The organism is Bradyrhizobium nitroreducens (genome assembly GCF_002776695.1).
GTDB lineage: Bacteria > Pseudomonadota > Alphaproteobacteria > Rhizobiales > Xanthobacteraceae > Bradyrhizobium > Bradyrhizobium nitroreducens.
Genome location: NZ_LFJC01000003.1, coordinates 196,110 through 215,812 on the forward strand (window position 1 = coordinate 196,110; position 19,703 = coordinate 215,812).

Sequence of the window (19,703 nt, forward strand, 5' to 3'; positions counted from 1 at the left end):
GGCGCGGATGGCTGGGGGGGCAAGGGCCAAAGCCGGGGTGGTGAGTTATCCCCCGATCTGTCGCCCACTCGGTCATTCCGGGATGGCGCGCAAGCGCCAGACCCGGAATCTCGAGATTCCGGGTTCGATGCTGCGCATCGCCCCGGAATGACGCCGGAGGACGGGAGGCATCGTGAAAACAATTCTTGCAGCTTTTATATCAATCGTCGTCATCTCGCCCGCCCACGCCCAATCGCTTTTCGGCGGCTTCGTCTACCTGCGGGACGTCGATTCCAGCATCATCCAGGACATCCGCTACGCCACGTCGAACAATTTCGTCGGCCGTCCGCTCGCCGGCTACGACGCCGGCGAATGCGTGGTGAAGCGGGAGGTGGGGCTGCGGCTCAAGGCGGTGCAGCAGGAGCTGGCGGCGCAAAACCTCTCGCTGAAGATGTTCGACTGCTACCGGCCGGCGCGGGCCTCGCTCGATATGGTCAAGTGGTCGCAGAACGGTCATGAGACCGCGGCCGAGCGGCGCTACAATCCCAAAATCCCCAAGACCGAGCTGTTCCGCCTGGGCTACATCGCGAGCCGCTCGCAGCATTCGACGGGCGCGGCGCTGGACCTCACTCTGGTCGACCTCAAGGCCGACAATTCGGGCAAGTATGACCCATCAAGAAGCTATGCCGATTGCACCGCGCCGGCCGAAGCGCGCGCCCCCGAAGGCAGCGTCGACATGGGCACCGGTTATGACTGCACCGATACGAAAGGCCATACCGCGGCACCGTCGATCAATCCGGACCAGCGCGCCTGGCGCAAGCGGCTGGTGACTGCGATGGCCAGGCAAGGCTTTGTGAACTATTCGAAGGAGTGGTGGCATTTTTCCCTGCCAGGGGCAGGCGGGGCCGCCTATGATTTCCCGATCCAGCCGCGCCGGAACTAAAGTCCGCGCCGAGGAAACCTGATGACCCAGCCGAGCTCTGCGACCCACGAGGTCTTCAACCAGTCGCCGCCGTTCGAGGATATCGATCTCTTTACCGTGGACCAGCCGCTGGTCGCCGCGGTGAAGGCCAATGGCGGCGCGGCGGCGGAGCGCGAGCTGGCGGCGTTCGGCAAGCAATGGGGCTCGGCCGCGATGGCCGATCGCGGGCGCCTGGCGAACGAGAACACGCCGAAGCTGCGCACCTTCGACGCCAAGGGCAATCGCCGCGACCAGGTCGAGTTTCACCCGGCGTATCACGAGCTGATGGCGCACAGCGCCCACGCAGGTATCCACAATTCGACCTGGACCGCGAACGGCAAGCCCGCGGGCGAGGCCGCCGAAGTCATTCGTGCGGCGAAATTCTACATGGCCGCGCAGGTCGAGACCGGCCATCTCTGCCCGATCACCATGACGCGCGCCTCCGTTGGCGCGCTGGCGATGCAGCCGGACCTGCTCGCGCGCGTGATGCCGGTGCTGTCGACCAGGAGCTACGATCCCGCCTTCGCGCCGTGGTGGGAGAAGCGCGGCATGACGCTCGGCATGGGCATGACCGAGAAGCAGGGCGGCACCGACGTGCGCTCCAACATGACGCGTGCCGTGCGCGAGGGCGAGGCCTATCGCATCACCGGCCATAAATGGTTCATGTCGGCGCCGATGTGCGATGCATTCCTGGTGCTGGCGCAGGCCGAGCAGGGCCTGACCTGTTTCTTCATGCCGCGCTTCGTGCCGGATGGTTCGGTCAATGCGATCCAGTTCCAGCGGTTGAAGGACAAGCTCGGCAATCGTTCCAACGCGTCCTCCGAGGTCGAATTCGTCGGCGCCTATGGCGAACGGGTCGGCGAGGAGGGCAAGGGCATCCGCACCATCATCCAGATGGTGCAGCTGACGCGGCAGGATTGCGCGATCGCATCCGTCGGCCTGATGCGCTCGGGGCTGGCGCATGCGCTGCATCACGCCCGTCACCGCAGCGTGTTCCAGAAGCATCTGGCCGACCAGCCCCTGATGCAGGCCGTGCTGTCGGACATGGCGCTGCATGTGGAGGCGAGCACGGCCCTGGTGATGCGGCTGTGCCGTGCCTTCGACCGCACGCCGCACGATGCGGCCGAGGCCGCCTATATGCGGCTGCTGACGCCCGCGATTAAATACTGGACCTGCAAGAGTGCGCCGCCGTTCCTCTACGAGGCCATGGAATGCCTCGGCGGCAATGGTTATGTCGAGGACGGCATTCTGGCGCGGCACTATCGGGAGTCGCCGGTCAACGCGATCTGGGAAGGTTCGGGCAACGTGATGTGCCTCGACGTGCTCCGCGCGCTTGCGCGCGAGCCGGAGCCGGCGATGGCCGTGCTGCAATCGCTCGCGGCCGAGACGAAGGGATTGCCGGGGGCGGGGGATACGATCGGCTTCATCGGCACGACTTTCCGTCGCGCCGATGGCGAGCGCGTCGCGCGCCTTGCCGTCGAGAAGCTGGCCCTGCTTGCCGCGGCCGCGGCGCTCAACGGCGTCTCCCCACGCCATGCCGAACTGTTCGCGAACACGCGGCTCGCTGCAGGCCATGCCAGCATGTACGGCGCCGTGGAGCTGGAGAGCGCCGATGCACGCGCATTGCTCGCCCGGGCATTGCCGTGAGTCTTCCCAACGAAAGCCTTTCGATGGACTCCCTCAATCCCGACAATCCGCCGCTGACCGTGACGCCGGCGACGCCGCGCGTCTGGAAATTCTGGGGTACGGCGCTGTGGGGCCTCGTCATCTTCGTCGCGATGTTCATCGGGCAGATCGGTGCGATCGTTCTGCTGGCGGCCTCGCGCGGCCTGCCGATGGACATCGCCTCGATCCAGGCCGTCGGCCATGAGCCTCAGGCGCTGGCGCTGTCGGTCATCATGGGCCTGCCGGCGACGCTCGCCGTGGTGTGGCTCGCCATTGCCATCAAGAAGGCGTCATTCGTCGACTATCTCGCGCTGCATTGGCCATCCTGGAAGCAGCTCGTGTTCGGCGCTGTCGGCCTCATCCTGGTCGTGCTGGTCTGGGAGACGATGTCGCGCGCGCTCGGCCGCGAGGCGACGCCGGGTTTCATGACCGATCTGCTGAAATCGGGTCGCGACAAGGGCGCGGCGTTGTTGCTGCTGTTCGCCTTCAGCGTGGCCGCTCCGATGTCGGAAGAGATCCTGGCGCGCGGCTTCCTCTATCGCGGCTGGTCGGCGAGCTTCTTGCGCGTGCCCGGCGCGATCCTGCTGTCGTCGCTGGTCTGGACGGTGGTCCACCTGCAATACGACATGTACTTCCTCGCCGAAGTCTTCACCATCGGCCTGTGGTTCGGCTACATGCGCTATCGTGCCAATTCGCTCTGGCTCACCATCGCGCTCCACGCGCTGAACAACCTGACCGCGGTGGTGCTGACGATGTGGCTGGGGAGCTAGGCCACCAGCGCAATCGCGATCGGCATCGTGATCGCCGCCAGGATCGTCTGCAGCGTGATGATCTGCGCCAGCAGCGGTGCGTCGCCGCCCATCTGGCGTGCCAGGACATAGGCGCTCGAGGAGGTCGGCACCGCCGAGCAGATCGCAACGATCGCCAGGCTTTCGCCCGACAGACCGAACCAGACGGCGAGAGCAAGGGCAATCGCCGGCATCAGCACCAGTTTGAAGACGACGCCGATCGCAGCGCTGGCGCTCGGGCGCAGCAGGCCTTCGAGATGCAGGCCGGCGCCGGTGACGAGCAGGCCGATCGCAAGCGAGGAGCGGCTGAGCGCGTCCGCCACCTCGTGCCAGAGCTTTGGCAGCGGCAGGTGGGTGACGTTGACGAAGAGGCCGATGACGCAGGCCCAGATCAGGGGATTGCGGATCACGGTCATGGCGATGGCGCGCGCCGACTGTTTCTCGGGCGATGCGTAATGTGCGAGCACGGCGACGCTGAACACATTGACCAGCGGGATGATTGCGACCATTGCGACCGAGGCCAGCGCGAGTCCGACGTCGCCGTACAAATTGGCGGAGACGGACAGCGCGACATAGGTTTGCCAGCGCGTCGCGCCCTGGAAGATCGAGGTGAAGGCGGGGCCGTCGATGGCGAGGCGCGTCAGGGCCGGGCGCAGCGCAAGGCAGAGCAGCGACATCGCTAGCGCCGACAGCAGCAGCGCGCCACCGACGCCAGCGACGGGGACTTTGCTGAGATCGGCCTTCACCAGCGTCTGGATCAGCAGCATCGGAAACAGCACGAAATAGGTCAGCCGCTCCAGCCCGTGCCATTGCGTGTCGAGCCGCATCAGGCTGCGCTTCAGCACCACGCCGAGCACGACGAGGATGAAGACCGGCAGCAGCGCCGCGATCACGACGGCCATCGGTCAGGCGGTCCCTGGACCGAGATTGGCGAGACGATCCAGCGCGCCTTGCAGGATGAAGATGGCGGCGTGCTCGTCGATCACCTCGGCGCGCTTGGCGCGGCTGACGTCCATGCCGATCAGCTCGCGCTCGACCGCCGCGGTCGACAGGCGTTCGTCCCACAGGCCGATGGGGAGGGCGGTCAGGCCGGCAAGATTGCGGGCGAAGGCGCGGGTGGATTGCGCGCGCGGGCCTTCGCTGCCGTCCATGTTGATGGGCAGGCCAAGCACGAAGCCGACCACTTTTCGCTCGGCGGCGAGCGCGAGCAGCCGCGCCGCGTCCTGCTTGAACGCCTTGCGCTGGATCGTCTCGACGCCGGTCGCGAGCCGGCGGTCCGGATTGGACACGGCAACGCCGATCGTTTTGGTGCCGAGGTCAAGACCGATCAGCCCACCGCGCGCGGGCCAGTGGGTTGCAGCATCGACGAGAGGCAGGATAAGAGCCGGCATGGCCTAGCGCATATCACGCGTCGCGCCGCGGAGTGAACCCGGAACCATGGATGCGCTGACATTATTCGGCCTGTTCGCCGTCACGGCGATGCTGGTCACCTATGCGCTGGAAGACCGCAGCCATTGGTTTGTCCTGCTGTTCGCCGCGTCCTGCGCGCTCGGATCGGCCTACGGCTTTCTCCAGGGCGCCTGGCCGTTCGGTCTGGTGGAAGCGATCTGGGCCTTCGTGGCGCTGCGGCGGTGGCAGCGGAAGCCGTAGACCGTCCGGCGGCGGGAAGCAGCGTGCGCGAAATGATGCCGCACACGTGCATCGATCAATTGTGGGAAATCTCACATGGGTGATGGCGCAGGCATGACATGATGCCGGCGATTGACGCTCTGGTTGCAGCACGGCAAATATATAAGTTTAAAGTAGTGTGGGGCGCATGCCCCCAATTTCCAGAGCGCTTGGCGGCCGGCAATCCAGCCCATGCCGCAACCTTGGCGCAGATTTTCAGGCGCCGGCCACGTCCATATTCGTCCAGTCATTTTGAGAGGTCACGATGCTCATCAAGCCAAGCCTGATCGCGGGCTCAGAAAGGCGATTCAAGCAAGCCGAGTTCTCACCCGACGCATTGAACCGGAAACTGGGCGACGGTCCGATCGAGATGACCGTCGACAAGATGCGCCTGCGCCAGCGCCAATTGCTGGCCGAGACGCAGGACGTGGAGAAGGCCGAAATCGGCCTGGAGCGGATCATCCAGGGCAACGATCTCGACAGCATCAATTACCTCGCCAAGGGCACCGCCGCCTCGCGCTCGGTCTGCCGCATCCAGCTCAGGGATCTCAAGTCGAACCTGCTCGGCTACGGCTCGGGCTTTCTGATCGGGCCAGGTCTGCTGATGACCAATCATCATGTGTTCGGCAAGCCGGCCGAGGCCGCCAATTCGATCGCCGATTTCAACTACGAGCTCGACATCTCCGGGCAGGAGCGCGTGCCGGTGCGGTTCGGCTTCGAGCCGGGCAAGTTCTTCTACACCAATGACAGGCTGGATTTCTCGATCGTCGCGGTGGCGCCGACCTCGCAGTCCGGCGGGGAGGAGCTCGAGGACTTCGGATGGCTGCCGCTCAGCGGCGCGCCGGGCAAGGCGGATCCCGGCGAATATCTCACCATCATCCAGCATCCCAGCGGGCAGATGAAGCAGGTCTGCGTCCGCGAGAACAAGCTGCTCAAATATGTCGGCGACTTCCTCTGGTACAACACCGACACGACCGCGGGCTCGTCGGGCTCGCCCGCGTTCAACCGCTTCTGGCAGGTGGTCGCGCTGCATCACAGCGGCGTTCCCCGCAAGGACGCGCAGGGCCGCACCCTGACCAAGGACGGCAAGGTGTGGAAGCCGTCGATGGATGAATCCCTGATCGACTGGATCGCCAACGAAGGCATCCGGATCAGCGCGATCGTCGCCGATCTCAAGGTGGCCGTCGGCTCCCATCCCATGATCAAGCCGGTGCTGGACGAGGAGGAGCCGCCGACCCGGCACGAGGTCGAGAAGGTCCGCGCGCCGGCCACGGCGCCTGCGTTCGGTGCCAATATCTGGGTCGAGCAGTCGCTCGACGGCACCTCGCTGGTGGTTCCGATCCGCGTGCCGCTGCCGATGCTCAGGAAGGACATTCCGTTCGCTCCGCTGCCGCCCGTGCCGGGCCCGGCGGGAGGCAATGGAGGCGCACCCAACGGCGGCACGCCGCTGATCCCGCCGCCGGCCGCTCTCCTGCCGCACATCAGCGCCAACAACGGCCTGCCCATGGAGGCCGTGCACATCGATCAGAGCACGCTGAAATCGCGCCCCGGCTACAAGGCGAGTTTTCTCGGCACCGGCAAATTCTCGGTGCCCTTGCCGAAGGTTCCGGCCGCGCTCAAGTCCAGCATCGCGACGCTGAAGGGAAGCTCCAAGCAGTCCGAGCTGAAATATTTCAACTACAGCGTCGTCATGAACAAGGAGCGCCGGCTCGCCTTCTTCAGCTGCGTCAATATCGACGGCGGCAAGCAGCAGGACGTCGGCAAGCGCGAGGGCGATTCCTGGCTGCGCGATCCGCGCATCGACGACGATGCCCAGATCGGCGACGAGTTCTACCGCAAGCAGGCGACCCTCGAGGCGGACCGCAGCAAGAATCCGTTCGACCGCGGTCATCTCGTGCGCCGGCTGGATGCGACCTGGGGCGACACCGTCGCCGCGGCTAAGCAGCATGGCGACGATTCCTTCCACTTCACCAACTGCTCGCCGCAGTTCTTCTCGTTCAACCAGGGCAAGCAGCTCTGGGCGGGCCTGGAGGATTACACGCGCGACGTCCTGCTCGAAGGCGAGGAGAAGGGCATCGTCATGAACGGTCCGGTGTTCGACGGGCCGGATGCCGATGGCTCCGATCTGCCCAATCCGGCCGGTCGGCCGCACAAGGATCCGAGCTTCGGCGGTGTCCAGATCCCGAAATATTTCTGGAAGATCCTGATCCGGCGCAACGAGGATGGCGACGCGCTCAAGGCGGCGGCCTTCCTGATGAGCCAGCGAAAGCTGATCATGGACATCGACCGCATCCAGGAGGCGGATCTGCGCGAGAAGATGTCGGAGGAGGACGTCAGCGTCTTCCAGGTCTCGATCGCGGACCTCACGAAATTGACCAAGCTGGATTTCGGCAATCTCGCTGATGCGGATTCGCACGAGGCGACCTCGGTCGGCCCGCGGCGGATCGAGTCCTATGAGGACATTCGACTGTAGATCACGCGGAGAATACCGAGCGAGGTGGCGTCACCGCGTCAGGCCGCGATGACGTCCTCCTCGGGCTTCAGGCAGGCGGCAAAGCCGCTCAGCGCGCTGGTTTGATGGCCGGCGTGACGCTGGATGAAGAGCGTCTCGACGCGCGCATGGGCCGCGCTCAGCGTGTGGATCGAGACGCTGCCGTTCATCGCGCTGCGTTCGACGACCGCGCGCGGCAGCAACGTCACGCCCATGTCGGCGGCGACGCAGCCGATCATGCCGTCGAGCGTGCCGAGCTCGAAGCGTGCGGCCGACGGCCAGCCGAAATCGACGAAGACCTGCTCGAGCCGTTGGCGGTAGGTGCAGCCGGTGCGGAACACCAGCGCGGTCGGGCCGGATTCCGGCGTGCCGGCGCGCAGCTCGGCCAGCGAGCTCCAGCGGCGTGCGCTGACCAGCACCAGCTCCTCGCGGAAGGCGCTCGTCGCGGCGAGGTCGGCATGTGCGATCGGACCTGCGACGAAGGCGCCGTCGAGCGTGCCTTCGAGCACGCCGGCGACGAGGTCGGCCGTGGTGGCGGTGCGCAAGGAGAGCCGCACGGCGGGAAAGCGGCGGTGGAAGTCGGCGAGCAGCGGCGGCAGCCGCACCGCCGCGGTCGTTTCCATCGAGCCGATCGCAAGAGGTCCCTTCGGTTCGCCATCGTCGCGCGCCGCCAGCACGGCCTCACGCGCGAGCGCGGCCAGCCGTTGCGCGTAAGGCAACAGGCGCTTGCCGGCGCCGGTCAGCGTCATGCCGCGGCTGTGACGTTCGAACAGCGCCGTGCCGATCTCCGCCTCCAGCGCCTTCACGCGCTGGGTGACGTTGGATTGCACGGTATTCAGCTCTTCCGCAGCGCGGGTGATGCCGCCGGTGCGGGCGACGGCGGCAAAGGTCTGGATGTCCGTGAGTTCCATGGCATCGTTTCGCTTTTGAGATGGCAACGTTCGCAACAATTCATTTTTCGAGAATGTTAGCCGTGCCTAATCTCGCTGTCCAGATCGGGGAGGGGTCATGCCCATTGCGACGCCGCTGACGAGCTTGCTGGAGATCAGGCATCCCATCCTGCTGGCGCCGATGGATGTCGTCGCCGGCAGCCGTCTGGTGACGGCCGTCAGCCGCGCCGGCGGTTTTGGCATTCTTGGAGGCGGCTACGGCGAGAGGGCGTGGCTGGAGGCGGAGACCGCAAAGCTCGCCGGCCTGCGTGCGCCGTTCGGTGTCGGCTTCATCACCTGGAGCCTCGCCAAGCGGCCCGAGCTTCTCGACATTGCGCTCGCCGCAAAGCCATCCGCGATCATGTTGTCGTTCGGCGATCCCGCGCCGTTCGTCGCCAAGATCAAGTTGGCTGGCGTACGCCTGATCTGTCAGGTGCAGGACGAGGCGATGGCGCGGCAGGCGCTCGATGCCGGCGCCGATATCCTGATCGCGCAGGGGACGGAGGCGGGCGGTCACGGTGCCTCGCGTACCACGGTCGATCTCGTGCCTGCCGTGGTTGATCTCGCCGCAGGTCGTGTGCCTGTCGTCGCGGCCGGCGGCATCGCCGACGGGCGGGGGCTTGCCGCCATGATGATGCTGGGTGCGAGCGGCGTGCTGCTCGGCACGCGCTTCTATGCCAGCCAGGAGGCCGACGGCGCGGAGGAGGCCAAGCGGCGCATCTGCGCGGCGAACAGCGGCTCGACCGTGCGCGGCATCGTCTTCGATCTCTCCCGCAACAATGTCTGGCCGGCGCCGTTTACCGGCCGATGCCTCGTCAATGATCACGCCCGGCGCTGGATCGGCCGCGAAGTCGAGCTGCTGCAGAATGTCGCCGCAGTCGCGGCGGAATATGCGGCGGCAAAAGCCGCTGGAAATTTCGACGTCGCGGCCGTCATCGCGGGTGAGGCGGTCGGACTGATCCATGATATTCCACCGGCGGCCGAGCTCGTCGAGCGGATTACGGTTGAAGCGGAGCAGCTTCTTGCCGGGCGGAGAAACTCGGTGACAGCAGCGTAGATTGCTTACCCTCCCCTGGAGGGGGAGGGTCGATCGCGCGAAGCGCGAGCGGGGTGGGGTGACAGCCTCTCCATTGAGGCGGTGCCCGTGTTGAGAGATCACCCCACCCCGCTTCGCATTTCGCTTCGCTACATGCGAACCGACCCTCTCCCTCCAGGGGAGGGTAAGAAAGAGAGAGAACAACCATGTGGCCTGACCGTCGACTGATCGACCTCTTCAAGACCGAATTTCCGATCGTGCTGGCGCCGATGGCCGGCGTAATGGATGCGGAGCTGGTGATCGCCGTGGCAGAGGGCGGTGGGCTCGGTTCGCTGCCGAGCGCGATGCTGTCTCCGGAGAAGGCGCGCGAGCAGGTCAACATCATTCGCCAGCGCGTGAAGGCGCCGGTCAACATGAACTTCTTCTGCCATACGCCGATCGATCTCACGCCCGAGGCCGAAGCGCGCTGGAAGCAGCGGCTCGCCGGCTATTACACCGAGCACGGTCTCGATCCCGCGGCGCCGGTCAACGCTGCGAACCGCGCGCCGTTCGACGCTTCCTTCTGCGAGGTGGTCGAGGAGCTGAAGCCGGAGGTCGTCAGCTTCCATTTCGGCCTGCCGGAGCCGGCGCTGCTCAAGCGCGTCAAGGCGGCCGGCTGCCTCGTCATCTCGTCGGCGACAACGGTCAAGGAAGCCGTCTGGCTCGAACAGCGCGGCGTCGATGCCGTGATCGCGCAAGGCGCGGAGGCGGGCGGCCATCGCGGCATGTTCCTGACCGACAAGATCTCCGAGCAGCCCGGCACGTTCGCGCTGGTGCCGCAGGTCGCCGATGCCGTGAAGGTGCCTGTCATCGCGGCGGGCGGCATCGCCGACGGGCGCGGCATCGCTGCAGCCTTCGCGCTCGGCGCCTCCGGCGTGCAGATCGGCAGCGCCTATCTGCGCTGCCCTGAATCCAAGGTCAGCGCCGGCGGCCGCAAGGCGCTGGCTGAGGCGCGAGACGATTCCACCGTCATCACCAATGTCATGACCGGGCGGCCCGCGCGGGGTGTCCAGAACCGCCTGATGCGCGAGGCCGGTCCGATCTCGCCGGACGCGCCGCCGTTTCCCCATGCGGCGACCGCACTGGGGCCGCTGAAGACGGCGGCCGAGAAGCAGGGCAGGGTGGATTTCACCAATCTCTGGGCCGGGCAGGCGATCGGCCTCGGCCGTGAGGTCCCCGCGGCCGAATTGACCCGGGATCTCGCCAAAACGGCGCTGGTCCGCATGAAAGCGCTGGCTGGGTAGCTCCCGGCGCCGGTTGCGGCGCAAAACCGGCCTCTGCTATACGGCACATGGGTTTTGCCGTGAGAGGCCTTATATAATGTCCGTCGACGCCGCTACCGTCCGCCGCATCGCGCATCTGGCGCGCATCGCGGTTTCCGAGGGCGAGGTTCCGCATCTGCAGGGCGAGCTCAACGCCATGCTCGCCTTCGTCGAGCAGCTTTCGGAGGTCAATGTCGAGGGCGTGGAGCCCATGACCTCGGTCACCCCGATGCAGATGAAGAAGCGGCAGGACCTGGTCGACGATGGCGAGATCGCCGACGATATCGTTGCCAACGCGCCCGCGACCGAAGGTCACTTCTTCCTGGTGCCGAAGGTCGTCGAGTAGTTTTTAGGACCTGTGCCATGTGCATGCTTTGCGACGATGAGAAGGCCTATCAGGCCTACATGAATTACCTCGACAAGATGGAGCGGCAGGGCAAGGCTGCCGATCCCAACGTCGCCGTCAATGCCGTGCTCGACGAGATCGAGGCCGCCGCGAACGCTGCCGCCAAGAAAAAAGACGACCCGGCCAACGACAAGACCCTGTCTCCGTTCTTCTGCAGCCCGATCAATAAATGACCGATTTGACATCGCTGACGCTCGCCGAGGCCCGCAAGGGTCTCGCGGCCAAGACTTTCACGTCCCTCGAGCTGACCGACGCGCATCTTTCCGCGATCGAGGCGGCGCGGGTGCTCAATGCCTTCGTGATGGAGACGCCCGATCGCGCGCGCGACATGGCGCGGGCCGTGGACGAGAAGATCGCCAGGGGCGATGCCGGTCCGCTCGCCGGCATCCCGCTCGGCATCAAGGACCTGTTCGCGACCAAGGGCGTGCGCACCACGGCGTGTTCGAAGATCCTCGGCAACTTCGTTCCGACTTACGAGTCCACCGTGACCTCGCAGCTCTGGCGCGACGGCGCGGTGATGCTCGGCAAACTCAACAATGACGAATTCGCGATGGGGTCGGCCAACGAGACCTCGTGCTTCGGTCCCGTCGGCAATCCCTGGCGGCGCGAGGGCAGCAACACCACGCTGGTGCCGGGCGGCTCGTCCGGCGGTTCGGCCTCGGCAGTGGCGGCGCTGCTCTGCATGGGTGCGACCGCGACCGACACCGGCGGTTCGATCCGCCAGCCGGCGGCCTTCACCGCGACCGTCGGCATCAAGCCGACCTATGGCCGCTGCTCGCGCTGGGGTATCGTCGCCTTTGCCTCCTCGCTCGATCAGGCCGGTCCGATCGCGCGTAGCGTACGCGATGCCGCGATGCTGCTGCGCTCGATGGCCGGTCATGATCCGAAGGACACCACCTCGGTCGACGTTCCCGTGCCGGATTACGAGGCCGCGATCGGCAAGTCCGTGAAGGGCATGAAAATCGGCATCCCCAAGGAGTACCGTCTCGACGGCATGCCGGCCGAGATCGAGAAACTATGGAGCGAGGGCGCGGCCTGGCTGAAGGCGGCCGGCGCCGAGCTCGTCGAGGTCTCGCTGCCGCACACCAAATACGCGCTGCCGGCCTATTACATCGTGGCGCCGGCGGAGGCGTCATCCAACCTCGCGCGCTATGACGGCGTGCGCTACGGCCTGCGCGAGCAGGGCAAGAACATCAACGAGCTCTACGAGAATACCCGCGCCGAAGGGTTTGGCGCCGAGGTGCGCCGCCGCGTCATGATCGGCACCTATGTGCTCTCGGCCGGCTATTACGACGCCTATTATCTGCGCGCGCAAAAAGTGCGCACGCTGATCAAGAAGGATTTTGAGGATTGCTTCGCGAAGGGCATCGACGCGATCCTCACGCCGGCGACGCCGTCGGCGGCCTTCGGCATCGGCGAGAAGGGCGGCGCCGATCCCGTCGAGATGTATCTCAACGACATCTTCACGGTGACCGTGAACATGGCGGGCTTGCCGGGCATCGCGGTGCCATCAGGCAAGGATGCGCAAGGCCTGCCGCTCGGCCTGCAACTGATCGGCCGTCCCTTCGACGAGGAGACGCTGTTCTCGCTCGGCGAGGTGATCGAGCAGGCGGCCGGCCGCTTCACGCCCGCGAGGTGGTGGTGAATGTCGCTGGCTTCATCGCAAGCCTCGACGGCGCGGCGCCTGCGCCGGACCTGAACGCGCCGCTCGCCGGCCTCTGGTGGGCCGCGAAAGGCGATTGGGACCAGGCGCACAGGATCGTTCAGGACGACAGCAGCCGCGACGCCGCCTGGGTGCATGCCTATCTGCACCGCGTCGAAGGCGATCTCGGCAATGCCGGCTACTGGTACCGCCAGGCCGGCCAACCGGCGGCAAAGGATTCATTGGAAGCGGAGTGGGAGCGGATCGCTGCCACGCTGCTCGGGAGCAAGACATGAGCACGGCCACGCACAAGCTTCTCAAGGGCGCCACCGGTGAGTGGGAGATGGTCATCGGCATGGAGATCCATGCGCAGGTGACGTCGAAGTCGAAACTGTTCTCCGGCGCGTCCACCGCCTTCGGCGGCGAGCCGAACAGCCAGGTCTCGCTGGTCGACGTGGCGATGCCGGGCATGCTGCCCGTCATCAACGAGGAATGCGTCAGACAGGCTGTCCGGACCGGGCTCGGCCTCAACGCGCAGATCAACCTGCGTTCGGTGTTCGACCGGAAGAATTATTTCTATCCGGATCTGCCGCAGGGCTACCAGATCAGCCAGTACAAATCGCCTGTCGTGGGCGAGGGAGAGGTGATCGTCGATCTCGACGGCGGCAAGACGGTCACCATCGGTATCGAGCGGCTGCATCTGGAGCAGGATCCCGGCAAGATGCTGCACGACCGGTCTCCGTCACTGTCCTACATCGATTTCAACCGCTGCGGCGTGGCGCTGATGGAGATTGTCTCGAAACCGGACATCCGCGACGCCGAGCAGGCCAAGGCCTATGTGACCAAGCTGCGCTCGATCATGCGTTACCTCGGCACCTGTGACGGCGACATGGAGAAGGGCTCCTTGCGCGCCGACGTCAACGTGTCCGTGCGCAGGCCCGGAGCGCCGCTCGGCACCCGCTGCGAAATCAAGAACATGAATTCGATCACCTTCATCGGCCAGGCGATCGAGTATGAAGCGCGGCGCCAGATCGAGATCCTGGAGGATGGCGGGCAGATCGAGCAGGAGACGCGTCGGTTCGATCCCAACAAGGGCGAGACGCGCTCGATGCGATCCAAGGAAGAGGCGCACGACTATCGCTACTTCCCCGATCCCGACCTCTTGCCGCTCGAATTCAGTCAGGCGTTCGTCGACGAGCTGAAGGCGAAGCTGCCGGAGCTGCCCGACCAGAAGAAGGCGCGCTTCGTCGCCGATCTCGGCCTGTCGGCCTATGATGCGAGTGTGCTGGTCGCCGAGCGCGAGAGCGCGGTGTTCTACGAGACCGTGCTCGACAAGCTCGGCAACCGCGCGCGCGACGGCAAGATGGCGGCGAACTGGGTGATCAACGAGCTGTTCGGCCGTCTCAACAAGGAAGGCCGGGATATTACGGGCTCGCCGGTGAGCGCCGAGCAGCTCTCCGGCATCATCGACCTGATCGGCGAGGGCACGATCTCGGGCAAGATCGCCAAGGATCTGTTCGAGATCGTCTGGCAGGAGGGCGGCGACCCCCGCGCGCTGGTCGAAAGCCGCGGCATGAAGCAGGTGACGGATCTTTCGGCGATCGAAAAGGTTGTCGACGACATCATCGCGGCCAATCCCGACAAGGCCGCGCAGGTCAAGGACAAGCCGCAGTCGCTCGGCTGGTTTGTCGGCCAGGTGATGAAGGCATCCGGCGGCAAGGCGAACCCGCAGAGCGTCAACGACCTGCTCAGGTCCAAGCTCGGCGTCTGACGTCACGCGCTCGAACGAGATGACGGACGCGCTTCGTCTCCTCGTCTCGGTTCTCGACGCGACGTTCGCGCGTATCATCGGCGACAGACTTCACCCGGCCGAGGTCACGATGAGCGGGCGAATCGCAGTGGCGCGATTCGCCCAAAACGGCGACTTGCACACGCTCCGACGAGCGCTTCCGCCGTTAAGCATGAAAATAATTTCGTTGCCAAAACTCGCGACTCAGAGTCCGCGACTCGCCTTCGCGTGGCGGTCGAACGCTTTGCATCGTGCTTCATCGCACCGACCACGCGTCATGCACACGCGCAGAATAACACTTGCTGCATAGAGTTTTTTGTAATCGCTGCGCTCGCCGACGTCGTCGTCGCGAGACGCAATCGCAATCGCAGACGCGTGTCTCTTCGTGTCCGCAAATCAAACGCGGCTGGCGCACGCGCACTGCGTCGTCAACACTTCCTTAAGTGAGAAGATGTTTTTTTCGTCGTGTTGGTGTATTCGGGATTGGTGTGCAATCGATCCGCGACTGCATGCAGCGATTAAAGCCATCTCACACATCGGAGGGCAACATGGCCAAGAAAGCGAAGAAGGCGAAGAAGGCGAAGAGCGCAGTGAAGAAGACTGCGAAGAAGACCCGCAAGGTCGCGAAGAAGAAGAAGTAACTTCGACTTCTGAAGTTGCCGGCTTAAGCGCCGGCACGTCATCAGCGTCTCCTTGAGGTTCTGATCGACGATAGAGGGTGTCGGCGAGACATCAGGTCAACGGTCGGATCGTTCTCTTGACGGTCCGGCAGAAGAAACGAGTTTTCTTCGTTCGGTGCGGTTCTCCTTGCGGGGCTCCGCAATTTCACAAGCGGCCTTCGGGCCACCGTGGAATCTGGTCCTGACGTGTTCGCCGACGCCCTCGTTCTCTTGAGGCCGGGGTATTGCCGGCATTCCCTTTCCCGACATTGCTGATCTGACGCGCGACGCGGTCGTGCTGCTTTGCTCGAACTGCCTTGGGGCAGGTTGGGGTTTGCGGCTTGACGCTCGCATGCCGCTTCTTCGTCCGCGTCGGTGCCGCCCTGCCGGCCCGGGGACATGACCGACAGGCGTTCGGGACATTGGCAGACACATCAAGCCGGGCGATCGGGTGCCCCGAGACGGCGGTGTTCGAGGGAATCGGCTGCGGCAACGAATCCCCGCCTGGAATGAGCGCGGGTACGGCCCCGACATCGATCCGCTCCACACATCGTAACCACATGACACGCGCCACTGCGCACGATGGTTATCGTTCTCCCAAAATCCTGCGGTAAACAGAATCTGACGAACTGCAGAAGTGCCTGCAAATCAGGGATTTTTTGAAATCCCGGCGCAGGCTGCGCGCGCTCGCGTTTACGTCTGCTTCATCGCGATACTTAAACTGCCATTCAAATTTGCCCGCCATCATCGCCTCCAACAAGCCGGCAAACGGCAATGGGCACTTAGCCCTGGGGATGAGTTGAACAGTGCACGATCCGGGGAAGGGTCATGCACATCAGAGTTGGACGGGAGCCGCGCTCGGGGGAACGAGGCGGCAAAAAGAAAAAGGGGATGCGTTATGTTTCAGGGTACTTTCGATCTGGAGACCGCAACGCCGATCGACGCAAGCGCGCTGTCGGACGTGCTGTTCGAGCGCGGCATCTATTGGGCGAGCGGCCGCTCCGGGCTCGTCGATCTCGTCGCCGCGCATAAATGGTTCAACCTCGCCGCGCTGAAGGGCCGCAAGGACGCCGTGGCGCTGCGTCAGGAAGTGGCCTGCCAGATGTCGGATGCCGAGATCTCGGCCGCGCAGCGCGAGGCGAGGGCGTGGGTCTCCACTCATTGAACCGCGAAGCGCATCCACACCCGTGTTCGCACGGGTGGGCCTGGTTGCGCTGAATCAAGTTTCTTCGTCGTGCCGCCGCCTAGACCCGAGCGGCATGAGCGACCCCGACACGAATGGACGATGGCTGCCGATTCAGATCGCTCCCGACGAGTGCGATTTGGAGCTCGGACGTCTCCACAAGACGGGGGTCCTGCCGTTGCCCTTTCCGTGCCGACGCAGGTCCGGCGTCTGGTTCAACGTCTGGGCCGACGAGGCGGTGCTGATTTCGCCCTCGCACTGGCGGATCTGGCGGTTCCGCCGCTAAGACGCACATATATAAGGACAGGCGCGAATCGAACGCGCCGCGCCGATCCTTGCGCCAAGCTTTCGCAGCAGCCGCGCCGCCGCTTTCAGGTGAAAGAACCCACAGATCTCGATTGATGCTGCTGTTGGGTGGCGGAGAGGGAGGGATTCGAACCCTCGATACAGCTTGAGACCGTATGACGCTTTAGCAAAGCGTTGCCTTCAGCCACTCGGCCACCTCTCCGGTGCGAGCCTTATGCATCTAATTGCTTGGACCGGTCAATTTGGAAGCGTGTGTTTTCGCTCGAATATTCCCAGCGATTTTCGAAATAAGGCGGTTTGCTCCCGGGCGCCGTCCAATAGAGCCCCTCATATAGAGTCGCCGCTGCCGGTGCGGTCGGAAGTCAGGGCCTCCGATGCGCAGATGAACGGCCGGCCCGCCAGTGTTGGCGTTTCGCCCTCGAGTATCGGCCTGATTCTACGATTCGAACCTGCTCAGCGTCGCAACATCGGGACGCGCGGTCGGGCCTGCCTCAGGTGAGGAGTTTTGGCGGCGAATGGAACCGCATCAAAAATCACAACAAAAACAATATGTTGCGAGGGCGCCGCGATCACATCTGCGTGTTATTTGTGCAACACCCGTTGGAAAACAAGCTTCATCGGCCCGTTTCGGAGCGTTCTGTTGTTGTGTGTGCAAGGACGTTCGGTAATTGTGACTGAGCGACGGAGGGGGGCATCCCGAGGTCGTCCCGTTTAGGTCATTCGCTTAAGTCCCTCGCGTTCATGCGGGTGTGTCCGAAGGCGCGAAGGGGGCCAAGGCGGTGATTTAGAGGGGGTTGGGGAATTGGCCGTCCGGTCAGTGACCTTCCCTGAAGAGCAACTTGGAGGTTTAACATGAAGTTGGTTAAGAGCCTTTTGCTCGGCTCAGCGGCGGGTCTGATCGCCGTGGGCGGAGCTCAAGCAGCCGATCTGCCGGTGAAGGCCAAGGCGGTCGAATACGTCAAGATCTGCTCGCTGTACGGCGCCGGTTTCTACTACATCCCGGGCACCGACACCTGCATCAAGCTGGGTGGTTATCTGCGCGCCGACGCGAACCTCAACACCAACTCGGACTTCAATCCGAATCAGGGCGGTGTTGCCGGCGCGCGTAACCGCCTTGCGAACTACTACACCTTCCGTGCTCGTGAAGACCTGAACATCGACACGCGCACCGCCACCGAGTACGGCGTGGTCCGCACCTATTTCGATGCGGTCTTCACCTGGACGACCGGTAACTATTCGGGCACCGGTTCGGCAACGGGTGGCACCCAGTACAGCGGTACGCTCGGCCTCAACGCCGCGGGCACCGCCCTCGTCGGTTCGAACGGCTCCGGTTCGGTCAACGGCACCGACGGCAACACCTCGGCCGGTGCGCTCGGCGTGTACTACGCCTTCATCCAGTTCGCCGGCTTCACGATGGGTAAGGCCGTGTCGCAGTTCGACGCGCCCTGGACCAACTATCCCGGCAACCTCACCGACAACCTCGTCGGCGGCAGCGGCACGGTCACTGGTGTCACTCAGTTCACCTACACCGCCGACTTCGGCCAGGGCATCACGGCGTCGTTCTCGGCCGAAGATGCGACCCAGTACTATCAGGCCGGCAACGTCAACATGACCGGCGCGACCGCGGGCGGCATGATCGGCGGCTCGTACGGCACCAACGCCATCGGCGGTTCGCGTTCGCCGAACCTCGTCGGTCAGGTGCGTGTCGACCAGGCCTGGGGCCTCTTCCAGGCGTCGGTGGCCGCGCATGACAACCACGTTGGCTATTATGGAGCGACCGAGACCACCGGCCACCCCGACGACAAGTGGGGCTGGGCCGTTCAGCTCGCTCTGTCGATCAAGAACATCCCGACCGGCGCGGGTGACACGATCAACATCCAGGGTGTCTACACCGACGGTGCGACCCGCTATAACTTCCAGAACCTCTCGGGCAGCTCCTACGCGCTGTACGGTAGCTCGAGCGTTGCTGGCGCTTACGGCAGCCTCGGCTTCGCCAGCGCTCCCGACACGGTGTTCGTGACCGGCGGCTCCCAGGAAACCGTCAAGACCTGGGGCTTCCGCGGTGCGTACACCCACAACTGGGATCCGTCCTGGAACTCCTCGCTGTACGGTGCCTACGCTCAGGCCCAGTTCGGTACCCTGGCCAAGACCACCCTCTGCGGCGCCGGCGGTGCTGGCGGCGTGTTCGGTGGCCTGGCAGGTGTGACGGGTTGTAACCCGGACTTCGCGATCGGCCAGCTGGGTGTCGTCACCCGTTGGACCCCGGTCAAGAACCTGACCTTCTCGGCCGACGTCTCCTGGACCCATCTCGACCAGAAGTACTCCGGCACGGTTGGTATCGTCCCGAACGTCGCGACGGCCAAGCCGACCGCGGTTTACCAGCTGAAGGATCAGGACTCGGTCGCCATGATCCTCCGCGCTCAGCGCAACTGGTAAGATCTGTCTAAGCACTTCGACGAACACCCGGCGGGAAACCGCCGGGTGTTTTTTTGCGCCCGTTCTGCGTGATGGCGGTCGCGCCATAACCCGGGTGAGGACCGTTGTCTCGGAGGTGCTGGCCTCGCCGGCGGGCCCCAAACGGCGATGACGGCCAGGCTGCGAAGGGGCGTTCGTCCTGCTGCAGCGGGGGCCGTCCATCCTTCGAGGCTCCGGGACGCGTTGCGTCCCATGGGGAGCGCCTCGGGATGACGGAATGAGCAAGCGCGGGGCTGTGCCGCCCGCTCAATCCGGGGCTGTATCAACCTCCGTTGATCCGCCTCGCAGACTAATTCCATTTTATCGAAATTCGGATTTGTCGCGCGGCTCGCTCTTCCCGGCTCGCCAGGGTTGATTCGGTCATCGTCAAACCTGCGAGCCGAGCAAGATATTCGTTCGGCAACATCGGTGTGATCGCCCGGCTC

17 protein-coding genes and 1 tRNA gene are annotated in these 19,703 nt (G+C 64.7%); 14 read left to right on the forward strand and 4 right to left on the reverse strand.

From position 1 onward, the window contains the following. Nucleotides 1-172 precede the first annotated feature (172 nt). The 3 genes from TSA1_RS00945 to TSA1_RS00955 are packed head-to-tail and all read left to right on the forward strand — an operon-like array spanning nucleotide 173 to nucleotide 3,375. Nucleotides 173-922 (forward strand): M15 family metallopeptidase, encoded by a 750-nt coding sequence (locus tag TSA1_RS00945; RefSeq protein WP_430649755.1) that lies wholly within the window; start codon nucleotides 173-175, stop codon nucleotides 920-922. Between the two features lie 21 nt (nucleotides 923-943). Then, complete coding sequence (locus tag TSA1_RS00950) at nucleotides 944-2,587, forward strand: acyl-CoA dehydrogenase family protein (protein ID WP_100174696.1); 1,644 nt, start codon at nucleotides 944-946, stop codon at nucleotides 2,585-2,587. Between the two features lie 23 nt (nucleotides 2,588-2,610). Then, nucleotides 2,611-3,375 carry a CPBP family intramembrane glutamic endopeptidase gene (locus TSA1_RS00955; RefSeq protein ID WP_100174697.1) on the forward strand — a complete coding sequence of 255 codons (765 nt, stop codon included), beginning with the start codon at nucleotides 2,611-2,613 and terminating at the stop codon, nucleotides 3,373-3,375. Here the strand turns inward: TSA1_RS00955 and TSA1_RS00960 are convergent. Both TSA1_RS00960 and ruvX read right to left on the reverse strand, forming a co-directional pair. Beyond that, nucleotides 3,372-4,295, reverse strand: coding sequence for an AEC family transporter (locus tag TSA1_RS00960; protein ID WP_100174698.1), 924 nt, complete (start codon nucleotides 4,293-4,295; stop codon nucleotides 3,372-3,374). The two genes, TSA1_RS00955 and TSA1_RS00960, sit on opposite strands and share 4 nt — an antisense overlap. Nucleotides 4,296-4,298: 3 nt before the next feature. Beyond that, nucleotides 4,299-4,784, reverse strand: a complete 486-nt coding sequence (ruvX, locus tag TSA1_RS00965) for a Holliday junction resolvase RuvX (RefSeq protein ID WP_100174699.1) — start codon at nucleotides 4,782-4,784, stop codon at nucleotides 4,299-4,301. A 46-nt stretch (nucleotides 4,785-4,830) separates the two neighbouring features. Between ruvX and TSA1_RS00970 the strand changes: the two genes are divergently transcribed. After that, nucleotides 4,831-5,043 carry a hypothetical protein gene (locus TSA1_RS00970; protein ID WP_100174700.1) on the forward strand — a complete coding sequence of 71 codons (213 nt, stop codon included), beginning with the start codon at nucleotides 4,831-4,833 and terminating at the stop codon, nucleotides 5,041-5,043. A 283-nt stretch (nucleotides 5,044-5,326) separates the two neighbouring features. After that, the gene (locus TSA1_RS00975; RefSeq protein ID WP_100174701.1) at nucleotides 5,327-7,534 is read left to right on the forward strand and encodes a DNA/RNA non-specific endonuclease; all 2,208 of its coding nucleotides are present in this window, start codon (nucleotides 5,327-5,329) and stop codon (nucleotides 7,532-7,534) included. A gap of 38 nt (nucleotides 7,535-7,572) precedes the next feature. Here the strand turns inward: TSA1_RS00975 and TSA1_RS00980 are convergent, their stop codons facing one another. Further along, nucleotides 7,573-8,463 carry a LysR family transcriptional regulator gene (locus tag TSA1_RS00980; protein ID WP_100174702.1) on the reverse strand — a complete coding sequence of 297 codons (891 nt, stop codon included), beginning with the start codon at nucleotides 8,461-8,463 and terminating at the stop codon, nucleotides 7,573-7,575. 97 nt (nucleotides 8,464-8,560) lie between these two features. On the opposite strand from TSA1_RS00980, the gene TSA1_RS00985 reads away from it, so the two are divergent. The 8 genes from TSA1_RS00985 to TSA1_RS01035 all read left to right on the forward strand — a co-directional run bounded on the left by TSA1_RS00985 (nucleotide 8,561) and on the right by TSA1_RS01035 (nucleotide 16,479). Next, nucleotides 8,561-9,538, forward strand: a complete 978-nt coding sequence (locus TSA1_RS00985; RefSeq protein WP_100174703.1) for an NAD(P)H-dependent flavin oxidoreductase — start codon at nucleotides 8,561-8,563, stop codon at nucleotides 9,536-9,538. Nucleotides 9,539-9,723: 185 nt separating this feature from the next. Continuing rightward, nucleotides 9,724-10,800 (forward strand): NAD(P)H-dependent flavin oxidoreductase, encoded by a 1,077-nt coding sequence (locus TSA1_RS00990; protein WP_100174704.1) that lies wholly within the window; start codon nucleotides 9,724-9,726, stop codon nucleotides 10,798-10,800. A 76-nt stretch (nucleotides 10,801-10,876) separates the two neighbouring features. Next, nucleotides 10,877-11,164, forward strand: a complete 288-nt coding sequence (gene gatC / locus TSA1_RS00995) for an Asp-tRNA(Asn)/Glu-tRNA(Gln) amidotransferase subunit GatC (protein WP_100174705.1) — start codon at nucleotides 10,877-10,879, stop codon at nucleotides 11,162-11,164. A gap of 17 nt (nucleotides 11,165-11,181) precedes the next feature. Continuing rightward, nucleotides 11,182-11,397 carry a hypothetical protein gene (locus TSA1_RS01000; RefSeq protein ID WP_014494728.1) on the forward strand — a complete coding sequence of 72 codons (216 nt, stop codon included), beginning with the start codon at nucleotides 11,182-11,184 and terminating at the stop codon, nucleotides 11,395-11,397. Beyond that, nucleotides 11,394-12,869, forward strand: a complete 1,476-nt coding sequence (gene gatA, locus TSA1_RS01005) for an Asp-tRNA(Asn)/Glu-tRNA(Gln) amidotransferase subunit GatA (protein ID WP_100174706.1) — start codon at nucleotides 11,394-11,396, stop codon at nucleotides 12,867-12,869. The genes TSA1_RS01000 and gatA overlap by 4 nt, the downstream gene beginning before the upstream one ends. Continuing rightward, entirely contained in the window at nucleotides 12,860-13,162 is a 303-nt protein-coding gene (locus TSA1_RS01010) for a hypothetical protein (RefSeq protein ID WP_100174707.1), read from the forward strand. The genes gatA and TSA1_RS01010 overlap by 10 nt, the downstream gene beginning before the upstream one ends. Further along, nucleotides 13,159-14,637, forward strand: a complete 1,479-nt coding sequence (gene gatB, locus TSA1_RS01015) for an Asp-tRNA(Asn)/Glu-tRNA(Gln) amidotransferase subunit GatB (RefSeq protein WP_100174708.1) — start codon at nucleotides 13,159-13,161, stop codon at nucleotides 14,635-14,637. The genes TSA1_RS01010 and gatB overlap by 4 nt, the downstream gene beginning before the upstream one ends. A 1,575-nt stretch (nucleotides 14,638-16,212) precedes the next feature. After that, a complete protein-coding gene (locus TSA1_RS01035) occupies nucleotides 16,213-16,479 on the forward strand; it encodes a hypothetical protein (RefSeq protein ID WP_100174710.1) in 267 nt (88 codons plus the stop codon). Nucleotides 16,480-16,912: 433 nt separating this feature from the next. Here the strand turns inward: TSA1_RS01035 and TSA1_RS01045 are convergent. Further along, nucleotides 16,913-17,005: transfer RNA gene (locus TSA1_RS01045), tRNA-Ser, on the reverse strand. Nucleotides 17,006-17,655: 650 nt separating this feature from the next. Between TSA1_RS01045 and TSA1_RS01055 the strand changes: the two genes are divergently transcribed. Continuing rightward, nucleotides 17,656-19,239 (forward strand): porin, encoded by a 1,584-nt coding sequence (locus TSA1_RS01055; protein ID WP_100174712.1) that lies wholly within the window; start codon nucleotides 17,656-17,658, stop codon nucleotides 19,237-19,239. The last annotated feature ends 464 nt before the right edge of the window (nucleotides 19,240-19,703 follow it).

Coding starts and splice junctions, on each gene's coding strand:
- TSA1_RS00970 (WP_100174700.1), top strand. CDS start 4,831: ATGGATGCGCTGACATTATTCGGCCTGTTCGCCGTCACGGCGATGCTG.
- TSA1_RS01035 (WP_100174710.1), top strand. CDS start 16,213: ATGTTTCAGGGTACTTTCGATCTGGAGACCGCAACGCCGATCGACGCA.
- gatA (WP_100174706.1), top strand. CDS start 11,394: ATGACCGATTTGACATCGCTGACGCTCGCCGAGGCCCGCAAGGGTCTC.
- TSA1_RS00990 (WP_100174704.1), top strand. CDS start 9,724: ATGTGGCCTGACCGTCGACTGATCGACCTCTTCAAGACCGAATTTCCG.
- TSA1_RS00980 (WP_100174702.1), bottom strand. CDS start 8,463: ATGGAACTCACGGACATCCAGACCTTTGCCGCCGTCGCCCGCACCGGC.
- TSA1_RS00975 (WP_100174701.1), top strand. CDS start 5,327: ATGCTCATCAAGCCAAGCCTGATCGCGGGCTCAGAAAGGCGATTCAAG.
- ruvX (WP_100174699.1), bottom strand. CDS start 4,784: ATGCCGGCTCTTATCCTGCCTCTCGTCGATGCTGCAACCCACTGGCCC.
- TSA1_RS00960 (WP_100174698.1), bottom strand. CDS start 4,295: ATGGCCGTCGTGATCGCGGCGCTGCTGCCGGTCTTCATCCTCGTCGTG.
- TSA1_RS01000 (WP_014494728.1), top strand. CDS start 11,182: ATGTGCATGCTTTGCGACGATGAGAAGGCCTATCAGGCCTACATGAAT.
- gatC (WP_100174705.1), top strand. CDS start 10,877: ATGTCCGTCGACGCCGCTACCGTCCGCCGCATCGCGCATCTGGCGCGC.
- TSA1_RS00985 (WP_100174703.1), top strand. CDS start 8,561: ATGCCCATTGCGACGCCGCTGACGAGCTTGCTGGAGATCAGGCATCCC.
- gatB (WP_100174708.1), top strand. CDS start 13,159: ATGAGCACGGCCACGCACAAGCTTCTCAAGGGCGCCACCGGTGAGTGG.
- TSA1_RS00955 (WP_100174697.1), top strand. CDS start 2,611: ATGGACTCCCTCAATCCCGACAATCCGCCGCTGACCGTGACGCCGGCG.
- TSA1_RS01055 (WP_100174712.1), top strand. CDS start 17,656: ATGAAGTTGGTTAAGAGCCTTTTGCTCGGCTCAGCGGCGGGTCTGATC.
- TSA1_RS00950 (WP_100174696.1), top strand. CDS start 944: ATGACCCAGCCGAGCTCTGCGACCCACGAGGTCTTCAACCAGTCGCCG.